This window comes from Novosphingobium pentaromativorans US6-1 (genome assembly GCF_000767465.1).
In the GTDB taxonomy this organism is placed as follows: domain Bacteria; phylum Pseudomonadota; class Alphaproteobacteria; order Sphingomonadales; family Sphingomonadaceae; genus Novosphingobium; species Novosphingobium pentaromativorans.
Genome location: NZ_CP009291.1, coordinates 3,395,990 through 3,420,913, shown reverse-complemented (window position 1 = coordinate 3,420,913; position 24,924 = coordinate 3,395,990). Strand labels below are relative to the sequence as shown.

At 64.3% G+C, this 24,924-nt stretch carries 21 protein-coding genes and 1 tRNA gene; 12 read left to right on the top strand and 10 right to left on the bottom strand.

Translation table 11 applies throughout. The features are described from left to right. The first annotated feature begins 6 nt into the window (after positions 1–6). The 3 genes from JI59_RS16100 to mtgA all read left to right on the top strand — a co-directional run bounded on the left by JI59_RS16100 (position 7) and on the right by mtgA (position 2,865). A complete protein-coding gene (locus JI59_RS16100; protein WP_007011614.1) occupies positions 7–963 on the top strand; it encodes an RluA family pseudouridine synthase in 957 nt (318 codons plus the stop codon). Between the two features lie 89 nt (positions 964–1,052). Further along, positions 1,053–1,964 carry an RNA polymerase sigma factor RpoH gene (rpoH, locus tag JI59_RS16095; RefSeq protein ID WP_013833071.1) on the top strand — a complete coding sequence of 304 codons (912 nt, stop codon included), beginning with the start codon at positions 1,053–1,055 and terminating at the stop codon, positions 1,962–1,964. A 232-nt stretch (positions 1,965–2,196) separates the two neighbouring features. After that, a complete protein-coding gene (gene mtgA, locus JI59_RS16090; protein WP_007011616.1) occupies positions 2,197–2,865 on the top strand; it encodes a monofunctional biosynthetic peptidoglycan transglycosylase in 669 nt (222 codons plus the stop codon). 81 nt (positions 2,866–2,946) lie between these two features. Here the strand turns inward: mtgA and JI59_RS16085 are convergent, their stop codons facing one another. Then, the gene (locus tag JI59_RS16085; protein ID WP_007011617.1) at positions 2,947–5,421 is read right to left on the bottom strand and encodes a TonB-dependent receptor; all 2,475 of its coding nucleotides are present in this window, start codon (positions 5,419–5,421) and stop codon (positions 2,947–2,949) included. Between the two features lie 347 nt (positions 5,422–5,768). On the opposite strand from JI59_RS16085, the gene JI59_RS16080 reads away from it, so the two are divergent. Continuing rightward, a complete protein-coding gene (locus JI59_RS16080) occupies positions 5,769–6,749 on the top strand; it encodes a cation diffusion facilitator family transporter (protein WP_007011618.1) in 981 nt (326 codons plus the stop codon). 82 nt (positions 6,750–6,831) lie between these two features. Here the strand turns inward: JI59_RS16080 and clpX are convergent, their stop codons facing one another. From clpX to JI59_RS16060, 4 genes are all read right to left on the bottom strand, one after another. Continuing rightward, complete coding sequence (gene clpX / locus JI59_RS16075; protein ID WP_007011619.1) at positions 6,832–8,094, bottom strand: ATP-dependent Clp protease ATP-binding subunit ClpX; 1,263 nt, start codon at positions 8,092–8,094, stop codon at positions 6,832–6,834. A gap of 133 nt (positions 8,095–8,227) precedes the next feature. Further along, positions 8,228–8,896 carry an ATP-dependent Clp endopeptidase proteolytic subunit ClpP gene (gene clpP, locus JI59_RS16070; RefSeq protein ID WP_007011620.1) on the bottom strand — a complete coding sequence of 223 codons (669 nt, stop codon included), beginning with the start codon at positions 8,894–8,896 and terminating at the stop codon, positions 8,228–8,230. A 194-nt stretch (positions 8,897–9,090) separates the two neighbouring features. Beyond that, positions 9,091–10,740 (bottom strand): trigger factor, encoded by a 1,650-nt coding sequence (tig, locus tag JI59_RS16065; RefSeq protein ID WP_007011621.1) that lies wholly within the window; start codon positions 10,738–10,740, stop codon positions 9,091–9,093. 78 nt (positions 10,741–10,818) lie between these two features. After that, positions 10,819–10,903 (bottom strand) — tRNA-Leu (locus JI59_RS16060). A 141-nt stretch (positions 10,904–11,044) separates the two neighbouring features. Here JI59_RS16060 and JI59_RS27410 point away from each other — a divergent pair. Then, complete coding sequence (locus JI59_RS27410; RefSeq protein WP_007011622.1) at positions 11,045–11,206, top strand: hypothetical protein; 162 nt, start codon at positions 11,045–11,047, stop codon at positions 11,204–11,206. Positions 11,207–11,223: 17 nt separating this feature from the next. Here JI59_RS27410 and sppA read toward each other — a convergent pair whose 3' ends face one another. Beyond that, positions 11,224–13,110, bottom strand: coding sequence for a signal peptide peptidase SppA (gene sppA / locus JI59_RS16055; RefSeq protein WP_007011624.1), 1,887 nt, complete (start codon positions 13,108–13,110; stop codon positions 11,224–11,226). A 146-nt stretch (positions 13,111–13,256) separates the two neighbouring features. Here sppA and JI59_RS16050 point away from each other — a divergent pair, with 146 nt between their 5' ends. Continuing rightward, the gene (locus JI59_RS16050) at positions 13,257–14,237 is read left to right on the top strand and encodes an aspartate carbamoyltransferase catalytic subunit (RefSeq protein ID WP_007011625.1); all 981 of its coding nucleotides are present in this window, start codon (positions 13,257–13,259) and stop codon (positions 14,235–14,237) included. Then, positions 14,234–15,484: a dihydroorotase gene (locus JI59_RS16045; protein ID WP_007011626.1), complete on the top strand. Its 1,251-nt coding sequence runs from the start codon at positions 14,234–14,236 to the stop codon at positions 15,482–15,484. Before JI59_RS16050 ends, JI59_RS16045 begins: the two co-directional genes overlap by 4 nt. 113 nt (positions 15,485–15,597) lie before the next feature. Here JI59_RS16045 and JI59_RS16040 read toward each other — a convergent pair whose 3' ends face one another. The 3 genes from JI59_RS16040 to JI59_RS16030 form a co-directional block, all read right to left on the bottom strand. After that, complete coding sequence (locus JI59_RS16040; RefSeq protein WP_007011627.1) at positions 15,598–16,911, bottom strand: tetratricopeptide repeat protein; 1,314 nt, start codon at positions 16,909–16,911, stop codon at positions 15,598–15,600. Between the two features lie 77 nt (positions 16,912–16,988). Continuing rightward, positions 16,989–17,543, bottom strand: coding sequence for a hypothetical protein (locus JI59_RS16035; protein WP_007011628.1), 555 nt, complete (start codon positions 17,541–17,543; stop codon positions 16,989–16,991). 13 nt (positions 17,544–17,556) lie between these two features. Next, positions 17,557–18,276 (bottom strand): ParA family protein, encoded by a 720-nt coding sequence (locus JI59_RS16030; RefSeq protein WP_013833061.1) that lies wholly within the window; start codon positions 18,274–18,276, stop codon positions 17,557–17,559. A gap of 279 nt (positions 18,277–18,555) precedes the next feature. Here JI59_RS16030 and JI59_RS16025 point away from each other — a divergent pair, with 279 nt between their 5' ends. From JI59_RS16025 to JI59_RS16005, 5 genes are all read left to right on the top strand, one after another. Then, positions 18,556–19,668 (top strand): SPOR domain-containing protein, encoded by a 1,113-nt coding sequence (locus JI59_RS16025; RefSeq protein WP_007011631.1) that lies wholly within the window; start codon positions 18,556–18,558, stop codon positions 19,666–19,668. 89 nt (positions 19,669–19,757) lie between these two features. Beyond that, positions 19,758–20,948 (top strand): DUF418 domain-containing protein, encoded by a 1,191-nt coding sequence (locus JI59_RS16020; RefSeq protein WP_007011632.1) that lies wholly within the window; start codon positions 19,758–19,760, stop codon positions 20,946–20,948. A gap of 51 nt (positions 20,949–20,999) precedes the next feature. Further along, positions 21,000–21,194: a (2Fe-2S)-binding protein gene (locus JI59_RS16015; protein ID WP_007011633.1), complete on the top strand. Its 195-nt coding sequence runs from the start codon at positions 21,000–21,002 to the stop codon at positions 21,192–21,194. Between the two features lie 88 nt (positions 21,195–21,282). Further along, a complete protein-coding gene (bfr, locus tag JI59_RS16010) occupies positions 21,283–21,765 on the top strand; it encodes a bacterioferritin (protein WP_007011634.1) in 483 nt (160 codons plus the stop codon). A 16-nt stretch (positions 21,766–21,781) separates the two neighbouring features. Continuing rightward, positions 21,782–22,837 (top strand): NAD(P)H-dependent flavin oxidoreductase, encoded by a 1,056-nt coding sequence (locus JI59_RS16005; RefSeq protein ID WP_007011635.1) that lies wholly within the window; start codon positions 21,782–21,784, stop codon positions 22,835–22,837. Here the strand turns inward: JI59_RS16005 and JI59_RS16000 are convergent. Next, positions 22,827–24,908, bottom strand: a complete 2,082-nt coding sequence (locus tag JI59_RS16000; protein ID WP_038576368.1) for an alpha/beta hydrolase family protein — start codon at positions 24,906–24,908, stop codon at positions 22,827–22,829. The two genes, JI59_RS16005 and JI59_RS16000, sit on opposite strands and share 11 nt — an antisense overlap. Positions 24,909–24,924 lie beyond the last annotated feature (16 nt).

The following is a 24,924-nucleotide window of genomic DNA, read 5'->3' as shown; positions in this document are numbered from 1 at the left end:
GCCGCAATGGGGGCCAGTTCCAACATCACTGAAGATCTGATCGAGGGCTGCATCGGCCCGGGCGGCGGCAGGCTGGACAAGACGCTGGCCGAAGCGAGCGGCCTCTCGCGTGAGCGGGTCAAGGCGCTGCTGGGCGAAGGCCGCGTAACGCTGGACGGAAAATCCGCGACGCAAGCCTCGCTCAAGGTGAGCGAAGGCACGCCTTTTGCGATTCGCGTGCCCGCAGCGGTGCCCGCCGAAGCCGTTGCGCAGGACATCCCGCTCAATGTCGTGTTCGAGGACGAGTACCTGATCGTCGTCGACAAGCCGGCCGGCCTGGTCGTCCATCCGGCAGCCGGCAATCTCGACGGAACGCTGGTCAACGCCCTGCTCCACCACTGCCGCGGCCAGCTTTCGGGAATCGGCGGCGTCGCCCGTCCCGGCATCGTTCACCGAATCGACAAGGACACCTCCGGCCTCCTTGTCGTCGCCAAGACCGACAGGGCCCACGAAGGTCTGGCCGCGCAGTTTGCCGACCACTCGATCGAGCGGGCTTACAAGGCGATTGTCGGTGGGCACCCGCTTCCGATTGCCGGCACCGTGACCGGCGCAATCGGACGATCCGGTTCGAATCGCAAGAAGATGGCGATTGTCGAGGAAGGCCGCGGGAAGCACGCGGTGACGCATTACCGCACCATCGAAAGGCTCAGGAACGCCTCGCTTGTCGAGTGCCGCCTGGAGACCGGGCGAACCCACCAGGTCCGCGTTCACATGTCGTCAATCGGCCATGCGCTATTAGGTGATCCTGTCTATGGACGTACACCTTCAGCGCTTCGCCCGATTCTCCAGAGGCTCCAATTTTCCCGCCAGGCGCTTCACGCCGCGGAACTTGGCTTCATCCATCCCGTTAAGAAGGAGAAGGTGCACTTCGTCAGCCCAGTCCCCGCCGATATGGCGGCACTCATTGATGAATTGCAAAACTGAAATCGGATTTATGTGCTATCATGAACAGGTGGCCACAAGCTAAGACGCCTAGCAAGGGTCTTTGACCGATGGCCGACCGGAAAGGACGGATGAACGTGAGCAACAACGAACGCAATCTCCCGGCTGTGCCGACTCTCGGCGGTGAGCAGAGCCTCAACCGCTACATGAGCGAGATTCGCAAGTTCCCGGTGCTTTCGGCCGAGCAGGAATACATGCTCGCGAAGCGCTACAAGGAACATGAGGATCCGGAGGCTGCAGCACAACTGGTAACCAGCCACCTGCGACTCGTCGCGAAGATCGCGATGGGCTACCGCGGCTATGGACTGCCCGTTTCGGAGCTGATTTCCGAGGGGAATATCGGCCTGATGCAGGGCGTGAAGAAATTCGAACCCGATCGGGGCTTCCGCCTCGCGACTTACGCGATGTGGTGGATCAAGGCCTCGATCCAGGAGTTCATCCTGCGCTCGTGGAGCCTCGTGAAGATGGGCACCACCGCCGCGCAGAAGAAGCTGTTCTTCAACCTGCGCCGCATGAAGAAGAACCTCGACGCCTACGAGGATACCGACCTGCACCCGGACGACGTCGCCAAGATCGCGACGACGCTGGGCGTGTCGGAAACCGAAGTCGTCAACATGAACCGGCGCATGATGATGGGCGGCGATGCCTCGCTCAACGTGTCGCTGCGCGAGGAAGGCGAAGGCCAGTGGATGGACATCCTCGCGGATGACCGCCCGCTGCAGGACGAAACCGTTGCCGACGCCGAGGAAGCCTCCGTCCGCCACGACATGCTGGTCGAGGCGATGGACTCGCTCAACGACCGCGAACGCGACATTCTTACCGAACGTCGCCTGACGGACGATCCCAAGACGCTCGAGGAACTGAGCCAGGTCTATCACGTCAGCCGCGAGCGCGTGCGCCAGATCGAGGTGCGCGCCTTCGAAAAGCTGCAGAAGGCGATGAACCGCATCGCTGGCGAAAAGCGCCTGATGCCGGCCACCTGATCGCAAGCGGGCTGATCGCAGGCGGCCTGGGATCAGACAACCGCGAACCGGACAAGAGGCCGGGCCAACCCGTTGGGGGTCGGCCCGGCCTTTTTGATTGGCGCCCTTTCTGCCGCGCCGAATGCCTGTCCAGCGAGGCGCTTTTCCGGCAGCCACAAGATCGCTAGTAGAACACCGGGCCCGCGACGCATTCGCCAGCGGCCGCCACCCTGTTTTCCGGAGCCTTGCCGCCTTGCTGCGCATCCTTGCCAAAACCGTCGTCTGGTTCGTCGCCATCAGCGTGGGTCTCACAGTCCTCTATCGTTTCGTACCACCGCCGGTCACCGTGACCATGGTGCTGGACGGCAATGGCATCACCAAGGACTGGGAGCCGCTGAGCCGGATAGACCGGAACATGGTTGCAGCCGTCGTCGCCGCCGAGGATGGCAAGTTCTGCAGCCACAGCGGCTTTGACACCGAGGCGATCGAGAAGGCGTTGGAGCGCAACGCCCGGGGCGGCCGCCTGCGTGGCGGGTCGACGATCAGCCAGCAAACCGCCAAGAACGTGTTCCTCTGGCAGGGCGAAGGTTGGACCCGTTACCTGCGCAAGGGCCTGGAAGTCTGGTTCACCTTCCTGATCGAGAACCTATGGGACAAGCGGCGGATCATGGAAGTCTATCTCAATGTCGCCGAAACCGGCATCGGCACTTACGGCGTCGAGGCAGGCGCCCAGCGCTATTTCGGCAAGTCAGCAGCGAATCTGACCCCGACCGAAGCCGCGCGCATGGCCGCTGCCCTGCCCAGCCCCAAGACCCGCGCGGTGAAGAGCCCCTCGGGATTCACTCGCCGCTACGGCAACACGATCGCCGCGCGCATCGGCACCGTAAAGCGCGACGGCTACGACGCCTGCGTCTACCAGTAAGCCGCTGGCGATCACGCACAGGAAAGGGGAGGGAACCGCAGTCCCCTCCCCTCGCAATTTCCGGTCTTTCGTCGGCAGCGATCAGAACTGGAAGTTGATCGAGGCCGAGAACGTGCGCGGTGCACCGAGATAGGCGTAAGTCGTCGCCGTCTCGCTGACGCCAGCGTCATCGAACGAGCCGTAGTAGAACTCGTCGAACAGGTTGGTGACGTTGGCCTGCAGGTAGGTCTTGTCGCCCATGCCCAGGAAGCCAAGGTCGAGGCGCGCGTCGAGATTGACCACGGTATAGCCAGGAACCTTGGCCGCCCAGATCTGATCCCCGGCCTTGTTGAGGGCAGGCGTGTTCAGGCTGTTGTAATAGCGCGAACCGGTGCGCTTGGCTTCAACGCCGATCGAGACCGGACCGGCATTGCCTTCGACACGGCCACCGAAGGTGTACTTCGGCACACCGCCTTCCATGTTCCCCGAGGTCTCGGCAAAGCTGTCCGTCCCGGTCTGCACGTCGTCGCGGATCTTCGACCACAGGTATGACGCGAAGACATAGGCCTTGAAGTGGCTGTCCGGGCTGACGGCGAGCGTACCGTCGAGGCCGTAGCGGTCGACCGTACCAAGGTTGGTATAAGTCGTGCGGTCCGTTTCCGGATTGTAGGCCGAGGAAAGGCGGTTGGCGAAGATCGTGTACCAGCCACCGAACGAACCCTGGATCATGCCGCTGCGAAAACGCAGGCCAAGGTCGAAGTTGTCGGAGGTTTCCGGCTTGGCCGAACGGGCCCCCTCGGTGCCGGGTGCGTAGTAGAAGGAATTGTAGAGGTTGTCGGTACCGGGGACCTGCACACCCTTCGAGTAGTTGAAGTAGAGGCTGGCTTCAGGCGTGAAATCGTACGTGAAACCTGCCGTGGGCAGCACGCGGTTGTAGTTGAAGACACGGTTGTCCGGCGCGCCGTAGCCAGGATTTTCGGCAGCGCGGGTCGCTTCGTCGGCGCTGTTGGTGGCAAAGCAGTCAACGTATCCGGAAGAGCTCGTGGTCAGGCAGTTCTGCGTCAGGTTACGGCGGAAGAACGGCACGCGCACACCGGCCACGACATGCAGCGAGTCGTTCGCGAAGTCGCCGGCATACTCACCGGAGACCTGATTGAGGATCGCATAGGACAGGCGATCGCGCTTCTCCAGGACGTTTCCGGCAGCGTCCGTCAGCGGATTCTTGTTGTTGAAGTAATGCTCGGCAAGGCCATTGGCCTTGAGGAAGCCGACCTCACCGGTCTGGCGATGACGGCCGCGATCGTAAGTATAGGCCAGGCGGACGCGGTTGTTGTCGCCCAGGTCGTAGCGCAGCGAAGCGATGACACCGATGCGGTTGGTAACGGTCTGGCTCGGCGTCGAAACGAGGACCGAGTCGCGCGTATCGCCATCGCCGTTCAGGTCTGCACCGCCGAAGTAGGGGCTGCCGCCGATATAGCCGCTGGTGATCGTGTCGCTGAAGGTACCCTCGTAGCCGACGCTCGTGCCGCCGCCGTTGGCCGAAGTGTACTGGAAGTACGGGTCGACGGTCAGGACCAGGCTATCGCTCAGGGTGAAACGCGAATTGATGCGGATATTGCCGGTCTTTGACGGGTTGTAGCGATATTCCCAAAGCGATCCGCAACCGTACTTGTCCGCGACGTCCTCCACACCGCCAATCCCCGCCGGAATCGTGCAGCGCTCCACCACATAGTCGTCACGCTCGGACTTGGTGAGCGGAATGCCGTCCGTAGTCGTCAGCTTCCAGTCGGAGGACATGTTGTTGCGGTTGTTGTTGAGATGTCCGGACACGGCGATGAAGTCGCCATTGTCGCCGAGCGGCTGGTAGATCTTGGCGTTGAACTGCGTCTTCTTGATCTCGCCGAAACCGCCGAAAAGGGCATCATAAGTGTCACGCGAAGCGGCGAAGTAGGCGCGGGTTCCGGAGTCGTTGAGGTCTCCGGTGTTGATCATGCCGAAGATGCGCATCTTGCTCTGGTCACCGACCGTGCCGACCATCCGCGCGCCGAACTCGTGCGTGGGCGTCAGCGAACGGTAGTTGACGGTCGAACCGGTGGCCGATGCCGTTGGCGAGTCGACATCGGTCGTGCCGAGGTTGACGTTGACCTGCTCGATCAGTTCCGGATCGAGGTTCTGGTTGGTGTAGAGCGCGTAGTTGCCGGTGTCGTTGGCCGGGATACCATCGAAGGTCTGCGAAATGCGGGTATCGTCGAAGCCGCGGATCATCAGGTTGCCGCCGGAGGAACCGAAGCCGTCGTAGTTCTGGAAACTGACGCCCGGGATCAGGTTGATCGTCTCGTTGATCGTCTGGCCAGGCGTGCCGCGGCTGATGAACTCCTGGGTCAATACCTGCTTGGCCTTGGGCGTGTCGGGCAGTTCGACGCCGGCAACCGAACGGTCGATCCGTCCGGTGACGATGATGGTGTCGTCCTCGAAATCGACCGAGCCGGTCGACTGGGCAAGCGCCGGAACGGAAAGGAAAGCGGCTCCCACGGCCAGCATGCTGGTCGCGGTGTTCAAAGCGGTTTGGAACTTCATGGGGGACCCCTGAATTGTCAGATCGGGTTGCAGCGAAACGAGCGGAAGCAAATTTGCGGTGGGAGAGAACCGCGTCGGATTTGCTGCAGCCGCTAAGAGCACTCGCACATGACAACTTTCTGACGCCAGGGATTCCTTTTAGATCTCAATAACGTAATTTTCAAAATTTCCATCAGACACAATATTGCCAAAAATCTGTAATATCGCATTTATTCAATGACTTAATGAAAAGACTTCAATATTGCTATGCGGCATAAATGTCACGCGTCGACCGGACGATCGTCGACACGCCCATTTTTCCTTTCAGAAAGAATGACATGTGATGATACTTCATAGCTTGCTGGGGCATGCGCCGCCGTGCGATGGAGTGGCGCATGGGCAGCGGACATCATCACGGGCATGATCATTCCCATGGTCACAGCCACGGGCACCACCATCATGCCCCGCCGCCGCCGGGCAACGCGAGCAAGGCCTTCGCCATCGCAGTCGCGCTCAACATCGGCTTTGTCATTGCCGAAGTCGTCGCCGGCCTGATCAGCGGCTCGATGGCATTGCTGGCCGACGCCGGGCACAACCTTTCGGATGTCCTGTCGCTGATGCTGGCATGGGCCGCAAGCGTACTGGCCGCGCGGCCACCCTCGGACCGTTTCACCTATGGCTTGAAAAGCTCATCGATCCTCGCGTCGATCGCCAATGCCGCGCTCCTGTGGGTCGCCATCGGCGCGATCCTCGTCGAGACGATCCAGCGCTTCAGCGATCCTGCGCCGGTGGCCGGGATGACCATGATCGTGGTGGCCGCCATCGGCATTGCGGTGAACGCGCTGTCCGCCCTGCTCTTCGCGAAAGGCAGCAAGAGCGACCTCAACCTGCGCGCCGCCTTTGTCCATCTCATGGCGGACGCGGCGGTTTCCGCCGGGGTCGTGCTGGCGGGGCTGGCGATCTACTGGACCGGCGCGGCGGTGATCGACCCAATCACTTCCCTGCTCATCACTGCCGTCATTGCCTGGTCAAGCTGGGGCCTACTGCGCGATTCGCTGCGCATGGGCATGCTGGCCGTGCCAGACCACATCGACGTGGCGAAAGTGCGCGCCTTCCTTGAAAGACAGCCCGGCGTCATGCGCGTCCACGACCTTCACATCTGGCCGATGAGCACGACCGAAACTGCGCTCACGGCCCACCTCGTCATGCCCGGCATCAGCCGGGAAGGCGCGTTCCTGCGTCAGCTGGCTCACGACCTCGAACGCGAATTCAGCATCGGCCACCCGACACTGCAGGTCGAGACCGATCCCGATGCACCCTGTGCGCTGGAAAGCGAAAAGGTCATCTGACCTTAAACGCGGCGCCCTGATGCAAAAAGGCCGCCCGCATCACTGCGGACGGCCTTTTTTGCAGTCTGTCAGCGCTTAGGTCTCAGGCGGCGGCTTCGGCCTTGTCGCCCTTGAGCACGCGAACCGGTTCCTTGCGGCCGTCGACCACTTCCTTGTCGACCACGACTTCGGCGATGTCGGTCTCGGTCGGCAGGTCGTACATGGTGTCGAGCAACAGGCCCTCGACGATCGAGCGAAGGCCACGCGCACCGGTCTTGCGGTCGATCGCCTTTTGGGCAATCGCCTCAAGCGCCTCGTCGGTGAAGGTCAGCTCGACGTCCTCAAGCTCGAAGAGCTTGCGGTACTGCTTGATCAGCGCGTTCTTCGGCTCCTTGAGGATCTTCACGAGCGCGGCGATATCGAGATCTTCCAGCGTCGCGATGACCGGCAGGCGGCCGACGAACTCGGGGATCAGGCCGAACTTGAGCAGATCTTCCGGCTCCGACTTCTGCAGGAGCTCGCCCACACGGCGCTTGTCGGGATCGGCGACATGGGCGCCGAAGCCGATCGAACGCTTCTGCAGGCGGTCGGCGATGATCTTTTCGAGACCCGCGAAGGCGCCGCCACAGATGAACAGGATATTGGTCGTGTCCACCTGCAGGAATTCCTGCTGCGGGTGCTTGCGGCCGCCCTGCGGCGGAACCGAAGCGGTGGTGCCTTCCATCAGCTTGAGCAGCGCCTGCTGCACGCCCTCGCCCGAGACGTCGCGCGTGATCGACGGGTTCTCGGCCTTGCGGCTGATCTTGTCGATCTCGTCGATGTAGACGATGCCATGCTGCGCCTTCTCGACATTGTAGTCGGATGCCTGGAGCAGCTTGAGGATGATGTTCTCGACGTCCTCGCCCACGTAGCCGGCTTCGGTCAGCGTGGTGGCGTCGGCCATCGTGAAGGGCACGTCGAAAGTTTTCGCCAGGGTCTGCGCCAGCAGCGTCTTGCCCGAACCGGTCGGGCCGACGAGCAGGATGTTCGACTTCGAAAGTTCGACGTCGCCCTGCTTGCCGCTGTGCTTGAGGCGCTTGTAGTGGTTGTGCACCGCTACCGACAGCACGCGCTTCGCGCGGTCCTGGCCGATCACGTAGTCGTTAAGCGTCTCGCAGATTTCGCGGGGAGACGGCACGCCGCCGTCCTTCTTGCCCGCGATCCCGGCCTTGGTTTCCTCACGAATGATGTCGTTGCAAAGCTCGACGCATTCGTCACAGATAAAGACCGTGGGTCCCGCGATCAGCTTGCGCACTTCGTGCTGCGACTTGCCGCAGAAGCTGCAGTAAAGGGTGCTTTTCGCGTCAGATCCGCTCAATTTCGTCATTTTCCGTCTTTGGCCCCCGTTTGAGGCGACTCGATTAGTCTACTCTGCGGGGGGCCGGTTTTGCAATCCTAGGCCGAATTCGTTGAGACTGGCTAAATGGCTAACACCGCGTATTGCCAATCAGCCCTTATCGTCATCCTTCGGTCTGCTTCTCGGCATCGGGCCGTGTTTCGAAGACCTTGTCGACCAGACCGAAGGCCAGCGCTTCCTCGGCTTCGAGGAAGGTATCGCGGTCCATCGCCTGCTCGATTTCGTCGAGCGACTTGCCGGTGTACTTCACGTAGAGATCGTTCAGCCGCTTGCGCATGCGCAGGATTTCGCGCGCCTGGATCTCGATGTCGGATGCCATGCCGCGCGCGCCGCCCGAGGGCTGGTGCACCATGATGCGGGCATTGGGCAGCGCGATGCGCATGCCCGGCTCACCGGCGGCGAGCAGGAAGCTGCCCATCGATGCGGCCTGGCCGATGCACACGGTCGATACCCGCGGCTTGATGTACTGCATGGTGTCATGGATCGCCATGCCCGCCGTGACGACACCGCCCGGCGAGTTGATGTACATCGAGATATCCTTCGAGGGATTTTCCGATTCCAGGAACAGCAGCTGAGCGACGATGAGCGAAGCCATGTGGTCCTCGACCTCGCCGGTCACGAAGACGATGCGCTCACGCAGCAGGCGCGAGTAGATGTCGAAGCTGCGTTCACCGCGACTGGTCTGCTCGACGACCATGGGCACCAGGGCGCCGGTCACGGGATCGGTGGTGAACTTTCCTTGGGCGCCCGAGGCGCCAAACAGGTCGAGCATGGGAGTCCTCTTCTGGTTGGACCGTCTATGTCGCGTGCCGTTTGCCGATGTTCAAGGGGATTAACCGATCAATCGACATCCGGAATGGGACAATCGTGTCACGGATACCTCGAATCCGGCAGGGACCGGGATGCGACAACGGCCCGGCGTGCCTGAGCACACCGGGCCGTCGATCGCAAAAGCACTGACCGGGATCAGTCTTCGGTCTTCGCGGCAGCCTTCTTGGCCGGGGCCTTCTTGGCAGCCGGCTTCTTGGCGGCAGGCTTGGCTTCGCCTTCCGCGTCGGCATCGTCGGCCTTCTTGGCAGCGGCCTTCTTCGCCGGAGCCTTCTTGGCAGCCGGCTTTTCGGCTTCGTCCGCGTCGGCGTCGTCGGCCTGCTTGGCGGCAGCCTTCTTCGCCGGAGCCTTCTTCGCGGCAGGCTCCTCGGCATCGCCCTCATCGGCGGCGACGTCGGCCTTCTTGGCGGCAGCCTTCTTCGCCGGAGCCTTCTTCGCAGCCGGCTTCTTGGCGCTCGCTTCGTCGGTGTCGGCTTCGATGGCGGCCTGCAGTTCGTCGCGGGTCACTTCACGCTCGGTGACTTCGGCCTTCTCGATCAGGAAGTCGACGACCTTGTCCTCGTAGAGGGGCGCACGCAACTGGGCCGCCATCATCGGGTCGTTGGCGACGTATTCCATGAAGCGCTGACGGTCTTCGGGGCGGTACTGCTGCGCCGCTTGCGAAACCAGCATCGACATTTCCTGCTGCGAAACCTCGACGCCGTTGGTCTGGCCGATTTCCGACAGGAGCAGGCCCAGGCGCACGCGGCGCTCGGCGATCTTGCGGTAGTCGTCCTTCTCGGCTTCGATTTCCTTCAGCGCAGCCTCGGGATCTTCCTCGTGGCTGGCTTCGTGGGTCAGCTGCTGCCAGATCTGGCTAAACTCGGCTTCGACCATCGTCGGCGGCACGTCGAAGTCGTGGCCGGCGGCAAGCTGGTCGAGCAGCGAGCGCTTCATCGCGGTACGGGTCAGGCCGGCAGTTTCCTGCTCGAGCTGGCCCTTCAGCAGTTCCTTGAGCTGGTCGAGACCCTCAAGACCCAGTTCCTTGGCGAAATCGTCGTCGATCTTGGTCTCGGCCGGAGCCTTCACCTCGTGGGCGACGATGTCGAAGGTGGTTTCCTTGCCCTTCAGGTTTTCGGCCTGGTAGTCCTCGGGGAAGGTCACGGTGATGGTGCGCTCGTCACCGGCCTTGATGCCGACGAGCTGCTCTTCGAAGCCGGGGATGAAGCGGCCCGAGCCGATCACCAGCGGGGCCTTCTCGGCCTTGCCGCCTTCGAATTCGACGCCGTCGAGCTTGCCGGTGAAATCGATGATCACCTGGTCGCCGTCTTCGGCCGCGCCGTCCTTGGTCTCGAAGCGCTGCTGCTGCGAGGCGATCCGCTCCACCGCTTCGTCGATCGCCGATTCGGCAACCGGAACGATCAGCTTTTCGAGCTTCAGGCCGTCGATGGCAGGAGCCTCGATGACCGGGAGAACTTCGAGGCTGACGGTGAGCTCGGCGTCCTTGCCCTGCTCATAGCCTTCGCCCAGCGCGACGTCCGGGTTCATGGCCGGGCGCAGCGAATTGTCGGCGACGAGCTTGTCCATCGCTTCGCGAATGGTGGTGTTGAGCGCTTCGCGGTGAATCGCCTCGCCGTGCATCTTCTTGACGAGGTTCGCTGGCACCTTGCCCGGGCGGAAGCCGGGCATGCGCACCTGCGGCGCGATCTTCTGGATCTCGCCCTCGACGCGAGCGGAAATGTCCTTGGCGGGGATGGTCACCGTGTAGGCGCGCTTCAGGCCCTCGTTGGTGGTTTCGACGATCTGCATTTCGATGCCTTCCTGTGCAATCCTTTAGGTCGCGTGCGCGACCGACTCTCTCGCCCCATCCTCTCACCGCGGCGAAACTGGTGCGGGCGAAGGGACTCGAACCCCCACATCTTTCGATACTGGTACCTAAAACCAGCGCGTCTACCAGTTCCGCCACGCCCGCATTCGGATGAAGCCTGAAACTCAAGGGACGTGCCCTTATAAGCACGCGCGGAAAAGGGCAAGCGCTGCGACTCGTCATCATCCCTTGCGAGGCGATCCATTCGCCCCCACGTTAAGATCGAACAGCACCAGAGAGGTAGCCATGGCGACGCAGCCCGGGGACGTCCCCGCGAACAATCCGCCCGAAACCCCGGTCCCCCCGGCAGAACCTACCGAGCCGGGCCAACCTGCAGAAGCGCCGCCCTATTCGCCGGATTTCGACCAGCCGGACGAGGCCCCCGAGGAAATGCCCCCGCAGGACTGAACGCCGCCTGAGCGGCGCTATTTCAGCCCTGCCAGGGCCCCAATCCTGGCCATCAGCGACAGCCCCTGACCCGCTTCGCGCGGATCGTCCATAGACGGCAGATCAGGGCATTCCAGGCAATAGGCCTGCGCTCCGCGGCTTCCCGTGAGGTCGGCAAATTGCGCTGCGATCCGCCGTGCCCGAGCCTCCTGACGCGCGGCGACCAGGCCGGTCAGGTCGTAGACCGCTTCGCTATCGCTTGGCCCTGCAAACATGCGCCGCAGCATCGATTCGAAGCGGCCTTCCCGCGCGCCGATGTACTCAGCGTGCCACTTGCCGTTGCCCACGCCGCCTTGCTTCGCTGCATAGGCCAGCGCGGCATCGAGATCGCCCATCTCATCGACCAGCCCCAGCTCCTTCGCCTCGGCTCCCGGCCAGACGCGCCCCTGGGCAACCCGGTCGATCCTTTCAGGAGTAGTCTTGCGCGACTTGGCAACGACTCCGAGAAACTTGCCGTAGATGTTGTCGACCGACGCCTGCAGCATGCGCTCGACCTCGGGCGTGAAGCCGCCGAGGATGTCGGGCTGTCCGGAGAGCGGCGTCGTGCGCACGCCGTCGCTGGTCACCCCGAAATCGGCCAGGGTCTTTTCGAAACTGGTGACGACGGCAAAGACGCCGATTGAGCCGGTTACCGTACCCGGCTCGGCGAAGATCCGCTCGGCCGGCGTGGACACCCAGTAACCGCCGCTGGCCGCCATGTTCGCCATCGAGACCACGACCGGGATCTTGCGCGCCTTGTAGCGGTCGATGGCGCGGCGGATGCGCTCGGCGGCCATGACCGAGCCGCCCGGCGAATCGACTCGCACGACGAGCGCCTTGAAGCCCTCATCGATGTTGTCATCGAGCAGCTGGGCGATCCGGTCGCCACCGGCCTTGCCCGGGCCCGCCTCGCCGTCGACGATCTCTCCGGCAATGGTGATGACGCCGATGCTGGCACCCTCGGCCCTGGCCGGATTGGCCGCCAGCCAGGTGTCCAGGCGGGTATGGGCATAGGCGGGACCATCTCCGCCCGCCCCCTTCCCGGCGATCTCGGCAACGCGCTTTTCGAACTCGGTCTTGTCGCCGATGCGGTCGACCAGTCCGGCAGCCTTGGCTCCTTGCGCGAAATCTCCCTTCGAAGCCTCGACCCAGGCCATGGGGTCGCCGGCAATCTGCTCGACCTTCGAATTGGGCCGCGCCTGCTTCACGTCGGCCTTCCAAGTCGCCCAGATCGAGCCGTAGAGATCCTCGTTGGCTTCACGCGCGGCAGGCGACATGTCGCTGCGAATGTAGGGCTCGACGTAGCTCTTGTAGGTTCCGGCGCGATAGACGTGAGCATTCACCTTGAAGCGATCGAACAGCCCCTTGTAATAGGTCTGGGTGCCGCCGGGTCCGGCCACGAAGGCCCCGCCCATGGGATCGACCCACACTTCGCTGGCATGGGCGGCCAGCAGGACGCCGTCGTCGGCATAGGCGTTGGCGAAAGTCAGGACCGGCTTGCCGGCCGCACGCACCTCGTCGATCGCCCTGCCGATCTCCTGCAGGTGGACCATGCCGCCCCCAAGGAAGCGCGACATGTCCAGCACCACCGCCTTCACGTGATCGTCCTTGGCTGCGCCGCGCAGGGCCCGTTCGATGTCGCGGGCCTGGTACTCGCCGGCCGGAGCCTCAGCCGACAGCAGGAGCCGCAAGGGGCTGACCTCGCTGCGCTCCTCCACCACGACTCCGTCGAGATCGAGCAGAAGTGCACCGTCGACGACACGGCCCGGTGTCGGCCGCGACGCCAGGGCGCCGTAGATCAGTCCGAAGAACAGCAGCAGGAAAAGCAGGGCGAGTGCATCCTTGAAGGCGACCAGCAGCTTCCAGACCTTGCGCGCGAATTGCATGAAATTACCTGCCTTTCCGAGGGCACCCTTACCCGCCCCGATGCGCGGTGCAAAGAAGTGGCTGGGGTAGCGGTTGGGGACATCGTGCATCGCCGGGTCGAATCGGCTTGAGCCGGGCAGCAGGCACGCCTAAGGCATCGTCTTCAATGACATCGCCAGAATTCACTTATCCGGAAGGCAGCGCCGCCTTCCCGCACCGCGGCCTTGTAGGCATAGCGGGCCTCGCCCCGCATGAGATCATGTTCCTCCTCGACGAGGCGCAGCAGTGGGTGGAGCTGAACCGCCATGCCCAGAAGCGGCGGGACCTGCTTTCCGGCCTGACGATCATCAACGCCTTCTTCGAGAACTCGACACGTACGCTGCTCAGCTTCGAGATCGCGGGCAAGCGTCTAGGCGCCGACGTCGTCAACATGGCCGTGGCGACATCGAGCGTAAAGAAGGGCGAAACGCTGATCGACACGGCAATGACGCTCAATTCGATGCGCGCCGATGCCATCGCGATCCGCCACGGCAGCTCGGGCGCGGTCCAGCTGATCGCGGACAAGGTGGACTGCCCCGTCATCAATGCCGGTGACGGCCAGCACGAGCACCCCACCCAGGCCCTGCTCGACGCCCTGACGATCCGCCAGGCCAAACGCGCCTTCAACGGCCTGCGCGTGACCATCTGCGGCGACATCCTGCACAGCCGGGTCGCCCGCTCGAACATCCTGTGCCTCACCTCGCTCGGCGCCGAAGTGCGGGTCTGTGCGCCCCCGGCACTGATGCCCGCCGATATCGAGCGGATGAACGTGCAGGTCTTCCACGATTTCGACGCGGCCCTGCGCAATGCCGACGTGGTCATGATGCTGCGCCTCCAGCTGGAGCGCATGCAAGGCCAGTTCATCCCGTCCCCGCGCGAGTACCGGCACCTCTACGGCCTTTCGCTGGAGCGTCTCGCCAAGGCAGAGAGCAACGCCCTCGTCATGCACCCGGGCCCGATGAACCGCGGCATCGAGATCGACAGCAACGTCGCCGACCTCGTCGACCGTTCGATGATCACCACGCAGGTCGAAATGGGCGTGGCGATCCGCATGGCCTGCCTCGACGTACTGACCCGCAAGGCGCGCGGACTGGAGGGCTGGGCATGAGCATCCACGCACCCCTGACCGTCACCGGCGGCAAGCTGGTACTGCCCGACGGGCGGATCGAGGCCGGAAATATCCGCTGCGAAGGCGGGTTCATCACCGCCATTGGCGACGTTTCGCCGCAGGCGGGCGACATCGTCCACCAAGCGGGCGGCAAGCTGGTCACGCCCGGCCTCGTCGACGTGGCCGTCTTCTCGATCGACAAGCCCGCCTTCCACTTCGGTGGAGTGACGCGCGCGGCGCTGATGCCCGACCAGGACCCGCCGCTGGACGTTCCGGCCCGCGTGCGCTTTGCCGCGCAATCGGGCAAGCCTGATTTCTGGGTCCACCCCCTCGCGGCAGCGACGAAGAATCTCGAAGGCGATTCGCTGGCCGAGATCGCGCTGATGCGTGATGCCGGAGCACGCGCCGTTGCCACCGGGCGCAGCTGGATCCGCGATTCGGGCACGATGCTGCGCCTGCTGCAATATGCCGGGATGCTCGACATGGTCGTGGTGACTCATGCCGAGGACTCTGGCCTCGTCGGCAAGGCCGTCGCGACGGCCGGGGAAATGGCGACGCGCCTGGGCCTGCCCAGCGCTCCGGCCGAAGCCGAGGCACTCGCAATCGCGCGCGACATTGCCCTGGCCGAACTGGCCGGCGCGAAAATCCACTTCCGCAAGGTGACCACCGCCGCCGGCGTCGACCTCGTGCGCCGTGCCAAGGATCGCGGTGCGAAAGTAACGGCGGGCGTCAGTCCGGCCTACTTCATGCTCTCGGACCTGGCTCTGGCGAATTTCCGCACATTCGCACATCTTTCGCCGCCGCTGCGCTCCGAGGCCGATCGCAAGGCAGTGATCGCCGCCATCGCCGACGGCACCATCGACATGATCGGTTCGGGCCACGATCCGCGCGGCCCCGAAGACAAGCGCCTTCCCTATGCCGATTCGGCACCGGGCATGGCCGGCTCGGAGACGCTCCTGCCGCTGACGATGACACTCGTTCGCGACGGCGTGATCTCGATGAACCGGGCCTTCGATCTGCTGGCGGGCAATCCGGCAAAGTTGCTGGGCGTGAATGCCGGTTGCCTTGCCGAGGGCAAGGAAGCGGACATTGCCGTGATCGACCCGGACCGTCCGTGGATTGTCGATTCGGACGAAATGGCCGCTGCGGCAGGCAATACCCCGTTCGACAAGCAGCCGGTGCAGGGACGCGTGCTGGCGCTGTTCAAGGGCGGCATGGCCGTGAAGGCGAAGAAGCCCGCGTTCTGAGGGTTGCCGGGCCGCGTCTGCTCCGCCTAGCGAGCGGCCCGAGCAAAAAAAGAGGCCTTCGTCCGAAGACGAAGGCCTGCAAGGTTCACATGGAACTGTTTGGGTAGGAAACCTCAGCGCCGCGCGCGCAGTGGGGCTCCTATGGCGCCGCCCTTCGGCAGGGCGCCGGGCAGCGATTGCGATTCGGAATAGGCGAGGCAGCCGTCGCCCCGGCGCTTGACCGAAGAGCACAGCGAATACGCCGATGCCCGGTCGAAGCCTTCCGCGGCCACACGGTAGTAGCGAGCGCCGTTCACTACGGCCTCGGTGATACGCATGGTGTGATCCTTCAGCGAAGGATTGCGCTTCACGAAGATGCCCCAGGCCCGCTCTGCGCCCTCGCGCGACTGGAACGAGCCCAACTGCACCAGATGGGTCTGGACCTCAGGCCTGGCGGCCCGAGCCTTTTCGGGCTGTGCGATCTTCTCCGTCGCCATGCGGTCGAATGTCGCCTGGAAGTTGCTTTCGCTCCTCGCGACCTGCTGAATGACCGGCTTGGCAACGAAGCGGTTCGAAGGCGCGGCATCGACCGCCTTGACGACAGACTCGTCTAATGCGGCAAGCGAGGCCTGCTCGGCCGGAGGTGCAGCGGGAGCCGGATCGGCCAGTGCGCCCTGGCCCCAGAAACTTTCACCCGTCTTCACCGGTGGCAGTTCGCCGACGGGCGCCTGACCGAAAGCGGGAGACGGAATGTCGGTGCGCGCAAGGCGGGCTGCATCGTCCTTGCTGCCCAATGCCAGCGCAGCGGGCTGACCGGGATCGGCTCGCAGCGGCGCACCGAGCAGGCCCGCAACCCGGGCACGCGATGCATCGGGGCGCGCCTTCGAGGCCCAATCGCTCAGACGCGCATCGAGCTGGTCGGCCGGAACGTCCTGCCCCGCAATCAGCCGCGCCTGCATCCACTGTCCCTGAAGGGCATAGGCATACGCCAGGTTCTGCCGGGCCTTAACGTTGTTGTCCTCGCTGCGCACTGCGTCGGTCAGCACGGCAACACCCATTTCGGGCTGCCCGGCAAGGGCAAGGGCAAGGCCGAAGTCGCTTGCCGGAATATCGTTGCGCCAGCGGCCCAGTACCGAGATCGCCTCGGCATTGCGGCCCGCCCCGATATAGGCCAGCGCCATGCCGAGACCGATGCGGGCGTTATCCCCGCCCAGCGTGACGGCATCCTCAAAGGTAGTCGCAGCCGAGTCGAAGCGTCCGGCAGAAAGGTAAGCCTGCGCCAGTTCAGTGCGCGCCGAGGCGCTCTCGGGTGAACGGGCCACGCGCTGTTCCGCGCGAGCCACGGCGGCTCCGGAATCGGCATCGTTGAGGCCGCGTGCCACCGGCGCCCGCGCGCTCGATGCGAACGGCGACTGGCCGGCGCAGCCCGAAAGCATGACAATCGCCATTGCCGAGCATAAAGTCAGCCCTGTCGTCCGGGTCCGGTTTTCTAAACGTCGCATTGTTCTGCCCCCCTCTGCCTGCTTCAGCTAGGCTTGCGCGCAGTGCCGGTCAGCGCGAACAGCTCCGGCATTTCAGAAAGATACTTGTCGAGCGCCTCGGTCACGAGGACTTGCGCACTGCGGTTGAGAACCACGCCGGCCATCTTGAGGCGGAAATGCCGTTCCGCATCGAGGCGCAGCGTGAAAGCGGCGCGGCGGCCCTCCGGCATGGTCCTCGCCGGCGGTTCGCTGCGATGGATGCGATGAGCCAGCTGCTCGATCTGACGCAGCACATCGGGCACCTCATGTACGCTGCCAGATTCGTCATGGTTACGAGCCGGAGCCTGTTCGGCATGCGCGAGCGTCGGACGGTTGGCAGTCAGGCGCGATGCCGGCCTCGGCGCGGATGCCGCACCAGTGCCGCCGCCGTGGCCTTGGCCAAAGTCGTTCCAGCCCAGGTCGTCCATCTTGTGCGGATCGATCGGGATCCCGCCAGCGGTGAACTTCGACGTATCCTGCGGACGCATCGCCGGCCGAGCACCGCCCTTGCGGGCGAGAAGCCTCGGCGAGAGCGAGGCGAAATCGCGTGGCTCGCTCATGCCTTCTCCCCCCTCAGGAACCGGCTACGCGGCGACCGAAGCCGCCAACGGGACGATGATTGCCCTGAACCATCGGCGCGCCCATCGGGGCTGAGAAGACGGTGCGGCGGAAATTCTTTTCGAGACGGTCCGCGACATAGTTCCACAAGGCCGTGACTTCCTGCGAGGAACGCCCGTTGGGATCGACTTCCATCACGGTGCGCCCATCGATCATCGAGGCGGCAAAATCCGTGCGCTGGTGCAGCGTGACCGGTGCGACCGTGCCATGCTGCGACAGGGCGACGGCGGCCTCTGCGGTGATGCGCGCCTTGGGCGTTGCCGCGTTGACCACGAAAATCAGCGGCTTGCCCGACCGTTCGCACAAGTCGACCGTGGCGCCCACGGCGCGCAGGTCGTGCGGACTGGGACGGGTCGGAACGACGATAAGTTCGGCAACCGAGATCACGCTCTGGATCGCCATGGTGATGGCCGGCGGCGTGTCGATCACGGCCAGCTTGAAGCCCTGCTGGCGAAGGACCTGAAGATCGCTCGCAAGGCGGGCGACCGTCGTTTGCGCGAAGGCCGGGAATTCGGCTTCACGTTCGTTCCACCAATCGGCCAAAGATCCCTGAGGGTCGATGTCGATCAGGACGACCGGCCCAGCGCCGGCGCGTTGGGCCTGAACGGCAAGATGCCCCGAAAGCGTGGTCTTGCCGGAACCGCCCTTTTGCGATGCCAAAGCCAGTACTCGCAAATCAAAGTCCCCCGAGAAGTTGCGATACGCAGTAAAAGTCTCGAGAGGTGGGATCGCAGATCGGTCCTAATTTCCGGTTAATCAATGCCGGATGGCTACCGGGATCCGATTTCGCGTCGTCATGCGGTTTTTCCGGCCTTGGAAAGATCCCCTTCACCATTCCCGTTTAGGAAACCGGCCAGTGCAAATCGGCGCTGCCCGGATCCGGGGACTGGTACCCGCACCGTAGTTTCGCTTACCATTGCGGAACCTGGCGGCAATCAACGAGTAATTTTCGCTGTGAAGAAATTTCTCCGATTTTTCCGCAATCTGGGCCTCGGCGCGACTCTGGCCACGCTCATCGCCGCGCAAGCCCTGGCCGACGTCAAAGCAGGAGTCGACGCGTGGAGCGCGGGCGACTACGCTGCTGCCGTGAGGGAGTGGAAACCGTTGGCAGCCGCCGGTGATCCGGACGCGCAGTTCAACCTCGCCCAGGCCTATAAAATGGGCCGGGGCGTGCCGGAGGACATTGCCAAGGCCAAGGATCTTTTCGGCAAGGCCGCCGCGCAGGGCCACATACAGGCCTCCGACATCTACGGACTGCTGCTGTTTCAGGACGGTGAACAGGCCAAGGCCATGCCTTACCTCGAATCCTCCGCCGCGCGCGGGGATCCGCGCGCGCAGTACATCATCGGCGTTGCGCACTTCAATGGAGACTATGTCGCCAAGGACTGGGTTCGCGCCTATGCCCTCGTCAGCCTTGCCCAGCAGGCCGGCCTGCAGCAGGCAACCAATGCCCTCAAGCAGATGGACGAGCACATTGCGCTGGAGGACCGCCAGAAGAGCGTTGCCCTCGCCTCGCGCATCGCCGCCGACGCGCAGGCCACGCGGGAGCGGGAGAGCGCGACTGCCCAGCTGGGTAACGGCACCCTGCCCACCTCCACCAGTGGTGGCAACGTACGCCCCCCGCAGATCGTCGCCGCCGAGAATGCCGTAGCCGAAGCGGTGCGCGCGACCGGCAGCGCCAGCCCGGCGACCGCCGGGGCCGACTACACGCGCAAGAGCGTTCCGGCGCCCGCCATGCCATCCGCATCAGGCACGAATGCAAAGGTACTTGCGAACCCGGCTCCGGCCAAGCCCGTGGATGCCGCAAGGCCCGCCCCGGCACATGCACCTGCAACCGGCGGCCCCTGGCGGGTCCAGCTTGGCGCATTCGGCGTGGCCGGCAATGCCGACAAGCTCTGGTCCAGGGTCGGCAGGCGCCCCGAACTCGCCGGGCGCGCAAAGATGCTCGTGCCCGAAGGAAGGCTCACCAAATTGCAGGCCGGCGGTTTCGCATCCAAGAGCGAGGCCGACGCGGCCTGCTCAAGACTGTCGGCGGGCGAATTCGCCTGCCTCCCCGTGAGAAACTGATCGACGCGGCGTTCGCCTCGCAGTCGCCCAGGGCGATCGCAGGCAGCGCCGAGCGTCTGGTCACGCTGGATCTCATCCGCGGCGTTGCCGTGCTGGGCATCCTTGCCATCAACATCGCAGGCTTCGCCGGCCCGAGCATCAATTCGATCACGCCCAGTCTGCCGCATCAGGCCGGCCTTGCCGACGAAGCGGCCTGGGCTTTCGGATTCGTCTTCTTCGAAGGCAAGATGCGTGCGCTTTTCGCGATCCTGTTCGGGGCCAGCCTCTCGCTCTTCTGCGAGAGGATCGAGGCAATCGGCGGCAACGGCGAACTGCTGCAGGTCCGCCGCCTGTCCTGGCTCATGCTATTCGGAACGCTGCATTATCTGCTGCTGTGGTGGGGAGACATCCTGTTCGTCTACGCCACCTGCGGCATCGTCGCCCTGCTCTCCCGCCAGCTTTCGACCCGGCTGATACTCGGCCTCGCGCTCGCCATCCTCGCGACCACGCACATCTGGGAAATCATGGCCGCCCTGCCCGTCGTCCACGCCGAGGAAGCGGTTCGCCTGGGCACGGCGACAATCGCTCAGCAACAGGCAGTGCTGGCCCGGCTCGACCTGTACTGGGACGAAAGCGCGCGAGAGCTGGCGCTCTATACATCCTCCTATCTCGACATCGTGATCGCCAAGCTGCGGGACGACCCGTTCTGGCTCTTCACCATGGCCAGCAGTACTTATGGAGAGATCCTGCCGCTGATGATGCTGGGCATGGCCATGCACCGGCACGGCTTCTTCGCTGGCGACTGGCCGGCGCACCGCATGAAAGCCGTCGCCATTTGCTGCACGACCTCAGGACTGGCCCTCACCCTGGCCGCGCTGGTCTGGGCCTGGCCGCGCCATTTCCCGCCCATCGCCATGTATATGCTGATATCGCACGGTCTTGTCGTACCGCATGTGCTGTGCGCCATCGGCTACGGTGCGATTCTCGCGCTTGCCACGCCGGCGTTGGCGCGAACGCGAATCGGACAGCGCCTGATCGCCGCCGGCCGCATGGCCTTCAGCAATTACATTTGCACAAGCGTAGTGATGACCGCGATTTTCTATGGCTGGGGTCTCGACCTGTTCGGCCGGGTCGGCCCGGCCGGACAATGGCTGTTCGTGGTGCTGGGCTGGACGCTCATGCTGGCGTGGAGCGAACCGTGGCTTCACCATTGCCGCCGCGGACCGCTGGAATGGCTCTGGCGCTCGCTTGTCATGCGCAAACTTCTGGAAAACCGTCGCAATTCTGGGATTTCAAAATGATATTGCGATCCATTCTCATTTGCGTATGATGACGGGCAAGAGGATTCGCCCATGTATGTCTGCATCTGCAATGCTATCAAGGAAACCGACCTGAGGGCGGCCGCGCGCTGCTGTCAGGGCAATGCCGAAACGCTCTACGCAGCCCTTGGCCGCACCCCGCAATGCCGCCAGTGCCTCGAGGAAGCGGAAGAGATCATCGCCGACGAACTATGCGGAGACCGGTCGGCGGCCATGACCGCCCATTGATCCACGCCATTGATTTTGCGCCAGTCGGCCTTGTCAGGCCAACCCCCGGCGCCCATATTCGCGGCTCGTTTGAAAAGGAGCACGCGCGATGAAGGGCGACCCACAAGTCATTGATTTTCTGAACAAGGCTCTTTTCAACGAGCTGACCGCCATCAACCAGTACTGGCTCCACTACCGGATGCTGGACAACTGGGGCATCAAGAAGCTCGCCGCTTACGAACGCCACGAATCGATCGACGAAATGAAGCACGCGGACGTGCTGGCCGATCGCATCCTGTTCCTTGACGGCCTTCCCAATTTCCAGGCGCTGGGCAAGCTGCGCGTCGGTGAAAACGTCGAGGAGATCCTCAAGGCCGATCTCGCGCTCGAACACGATGCCATTCCACTCCTCAAGGAAGCGATCGCCCACTGCGAAGCCGTGCGCGACTACGTCAGCCGCGAGGTCTTCGAGCGCATCCTCGAGAGCGAGGAAGAGCACGTGGACTGGCTGGAGAAGCAGTTCGACATGATCGAGCGCATGGGCATCCAGAACTACTGCCAGCTGCAGAGCGAGCCCGCAGGAGAATCGTGAGGCCAAGGCGGTGTCCTTGGACTTCATCTCGGGCCTGGGCCTTTCCATACCGCTGATACAGGCACCGATGGCGGGCACCTCCACGCCCGCCCTCGCCGCGGCCGTGTGCAATGCCGGGGCGCTCGGTTCCATCGCGGTGGGCACGCTGACGCCCGAAGCCGCAGCGCAAGACATCGCCCGGCTTCGCGCCGCGACAGACCGTCCCTTCAACGTCAATCTCTTCGTCCATGCGCCATGCAAGGCCGATCCGCCGCGCGAGGCTGCGTGGCTGGACAGCCTCGCTCCGGCTTTTGCCGAATTCGATGCCGAGCCGCCCGCACAGCTCGAGACGATCTACCCGACGCTTGTCGGCAATGCCGAAATGCTGGGCACACTTGTCGATTTGGCCCCGCCGGTGGTGAGCTTTCATTTCGGCCTGCCCGAAGCCGAGGCGATTGCAGCGCTCAAGGCCGCGGGATGCAAGCTGCTCGCCACCGCTACCTCGCTCGACGAAGCTCGGCGTGCCAAAGATGCCGGGATCGACGCGGTGGTTGCGCAAGGCTGGGAAGCCGGCGGCCATCGCGGCGTGTTCGATCCCGCTGCGCCAGATGACCGCCACGGCACCCTGGCCCTGACCCGCCTGCTGGCCGCGAAGTCCGGACTGCCGGTCATCGCCGCGGGAGGGGTCATGGACGGCGCCGGCATTCGCGCCGCGCTCGATCTGGGAGCGGTGGCCGCACAGCTCGGCACTGCCTTCGTCGCCTGCCCGAAAAGCAATGCGGATGCCGCCTACCGCGCCGCGCTTGCCAGCGAAAGCGCGCGCCACACGACGATGACTGCGGCGATTTCCGGCCGTCCGGCCCGTTGCCTTGCCAATCGCTTCACCGCATTGGCCGCAAGCGAAGCTCTGCCACCGGTCGCGCCCTATCCACGCGCCTATCATGCGGGCAAGGCGCTGAACGTCGCCGCCAAGGCTGCAGGCGAAGGCGGCTTCGGCGCGCAATGGGCGGGCCAGGGGGCACCCCTTTCCCGCCCGATGCCCGCAGCCCAGCTGGTCGCCCAGCTGGCCGCGGAGCTTGCGGCTACTCGCTAGCGGGCTTGGCGCCGGTCCGGTACTTGTCGAACCACGCAAGGATCGCGGAAGCCTTCGCTGCCGACTGCGAGGGCCGCGCGGCGATGCCGCCGTGGCTTGCGCCCGGCACCTTCACCATCGCCGTCGGCACCCCGCGGATCTGCAGCGCGGCGTAGTATTGCTCGGATTCGCTGACCGGCGTGCGATAGTCGTCGCTGCCCACGACCACCAGTGTCGGGGTCTTCACGTTGCCGACGAGGCTGAGCGGCGAGCGCTTCCAGTATGCCATGGGATCTTCCCAGGGCTTCTTGTCGAACCAGTAGCGCGAGGTGAACGGCGTGGAATCCATCGTCAGCGCCTCGCTGATCCAGTTGATCACCGGCTTTTGCGTGGCCGCGGCCTTGAACCGGTCGGTCTTGCCCACGATCCATGCCGTCAGCACGCCGCCGCCCGAACCACCGGTCACGAACAGGTTGTCCGGATCGGCCACCCCATCGGCGACCGCCGCGTCGACCGCCGCCATGAGGTCGTCGTAGTCCGTGCCCGGATAGGCGCGGTCGATGAGGTTGGCGAACTCTTCGCCATAGGACGTGCTGCCGCGCGGATTGGTGTAGAGCACGGCATAGCCATGCGCGGCGTAGAGCTGGTAATCGGTGGCGAAGACAGGCGCATAGGCGGTGTTCGGCCCGCCGTGAATTTCGAGAATCAGGGGCGCGCGCTGGCCGGGCTGCAGACCGGGAGGCGTTACCAGCCAGGCGTCGATCGGCCTGCCATCGGGTGCGGTCACGGCCAGCTTGCGGACCGGCGCCATCGCCTTGTCGGCCATCCAGGTCCCGTTGAGGTCGGTGAGCTTGCGTCCCGATCCGCCGTTCGACACCCACAGGTCCGCCGGATGGCTGGTCGTCCCGGCCGTATAGGCGATACGTCCGCCCTTCGAGACGCTGAAGCTGCCGCCGGTGTAGGGCCTGTCGTAGTGCCCGCCGGGCGTCAGGCCGGACACCACCGGCTTGATCGACCCGTCGAGACCGACGCGGGCGACCCGGGTCTGCGCCTCGTCGTCGTACTGGACGTAGAGGCTGTTGTTGCCTGCCCACTCCAGCGCGTCGATCGAACGGTCGAGCTTCGGTGTCAGCAGCCGCACGCCGCTGCCATCGGCATTCATGACATAGAGATCGGAGTTTTCGTAGGAGCGGTTGACGTCGTCGTAGCCGAGATAGGCAATGTGCTTTCCATCGGGAGAGACAAGCGCCCCGCCATCGGGGCCCTGCCGGGTCGTCAGCGCACGGATCGCGCCGCTTGCGATGTCGACGCTGTAGACTTCCGAGTTGTTTATGTCGCGTTCCCAGTCCTCGTGCCGGTTGGCGCTGAAGACGATGCGCCTTGCGTCGGCCGTCCAGGATAGCGGACCGCCATCGTCGAATTTGCCGAAAGTCACCTGCCGCGGCGCGCCTCCGTCGGCCGGAACGACGAAGATATGGTCGAAGCCCGGTTCCAGATAGCCGGCACCGTCGAAGCGATAGGTCACGCGGTCGATCACCTGCAGCGGCTCGGCCCATTGCGCGCCTTCGGGACGAGTCTCGGGCTGCGAGCCCAGCTTCTCACCCTCGCCCGGAACACGCATGGTATAGGCGATCTGCCTGCCGTCCGGCGACCACGCCAGCGCGCCAGGGCTATCGGGCAGGTCGGTGACGTTGACGCTCGCGCCGCTGGCCAGCCACAGGACGTAAAGCTGCGGCGCGGAACTGCCGTCGCTCGAGACATAGGCGATACGCTTGCCATCGGGCGACCAGCGAGGGGACATATGCGCGCCCGGCCCGGCGACGAGCGGACGCTGCTCGCCCGTGGATACATCAACCAGCCACAGCGACGGCTCGACCTTGTCGATCATGATGTCGGCGCTGCTGCGCACGTAGACGATCTTCGAACCGTCCGGCGAAATCTGCGGATCGGTAACGCCCTGCAGCTTGAACAGGTCATCGGGCGTGAAACTGCGCTCCGGCCCGGCGGCGGCAGAGGACGGCTTCGCTACAACGGCGGGAGCCAGCGGGACGCTCGCCAGTGCCAGGGCGCTGACGGCGATTCGGAATTTCATGGTGGAAATCAAGAGA

Bases quoted from the DNA above. Each gene is read 5' to 3' on its own strand.
- bfr (WP_007011634.1), top strand. From the start codon at position 21,283: ATGAAGGGCGACCCACAAGTCATTGATTTTCTGAACAAGGCTCTTTTC.
- JI59_RS16100 (WP_007011614.1), top strand. From the start codon at position 7: ATGGGGGCCAGTTCCAACATCACTGAAGATCTGATCGAGGGCTGCATC.
- JI59_RS16085 (WP_007011617.1), bottom strand. From the start codon at position 5,421: ATGAAGTTCCAAACCGCTTTGAACACCGCGACCAGCATGCTGGCCGTG.
- JI59_RS16000 (WP_038576368.1), bottom strand. From the start codon at position 24,908: ATGAAATTCCGAATCGCCGTCAGCGCCCTGGCACTGGCGAGCGTCCCG.
- sppA (WP_007011624.1), bottom strand. From the start codon at position 13,110: ATGCAATTCGCGCGCAAGGTCTGGAAGCTGCTGGTCGCCTTCAAGGAT.
- JI59_RS16040 (WP_007011627.1), bottom strand. From the start codon at position 16,911: ATGGCGATTGTCATGCTTTCGGGCTGCGCCGGCCAGTCGCCGTTCGCA.
- JI59_RS16035 (WP_007011628.1), bottom strand. From the start codon at position 17,543: ATGAGCGAGCCACGCGATTTCGCCTCGCTCTCGCCGAGGCTTCTCGCC.
- clpP (WP_007011620.1), bottom strand. From the start codon at position 8,896: ATGCTCGACCTGTTTGGCGCCTCGGGCGCCCAAGGAAAGTTCACCACC.
- clpX (WP_007011619.1), bottom strand. From the start codon at position 8,094: ATGACGAAATTGAGCGGATCTGACGCGAAAAGCACCCTTTACTGCAGC.
- tig (WP_007011621.1), bottom strand. From the start codon at position 10,740: ATGCAGATCGTCGAAACCACCAACGAGGGCCTGAAGCGCGCCTACACG.
- rpoH (WP_013833071.1), top strand. From the start codon at position 1,053: ATGAACGTGAGCAACAACGAACGCAATCTCCCGGCTGTGCCGACTCTC.
- JI59_RS16045 (WP_007011626.1), top strand. From the start codon at position 14,234: ATGAGCATCCACGCACCCCTGACCGTCACCGGCGGCAAGCTGGTACTG.
- JI59_RS16015 (WP_007011633.1), top strand. From the start codon at position 21,000: ATGTATGTCTGCATCTGCAATGCTATCAAGGAAACCGACCTGAGGGCG.
- JI59_RS16050 (WP_007011625.1), top strand. From the start codon at position 13,257: ATGACATCGCCAGAATTCACTTATCCGGAAGGCAGCGCCGCCTTCCCG.
- JI59_RS16080 (WP_007011618.1), top strand. From the start codon at position 5,769: ATGCGCCGCCGTGCGATGGAGTGGCGCATGGGCAGCGGACATCATCAC.
- JI59_RS27410 (WP_007011622.1), top strand. From the start codon at position 11,045: ATGGCGACGCAGCCCGGGGACGTCCCCGCGAACAATCCGCCCGAAACC.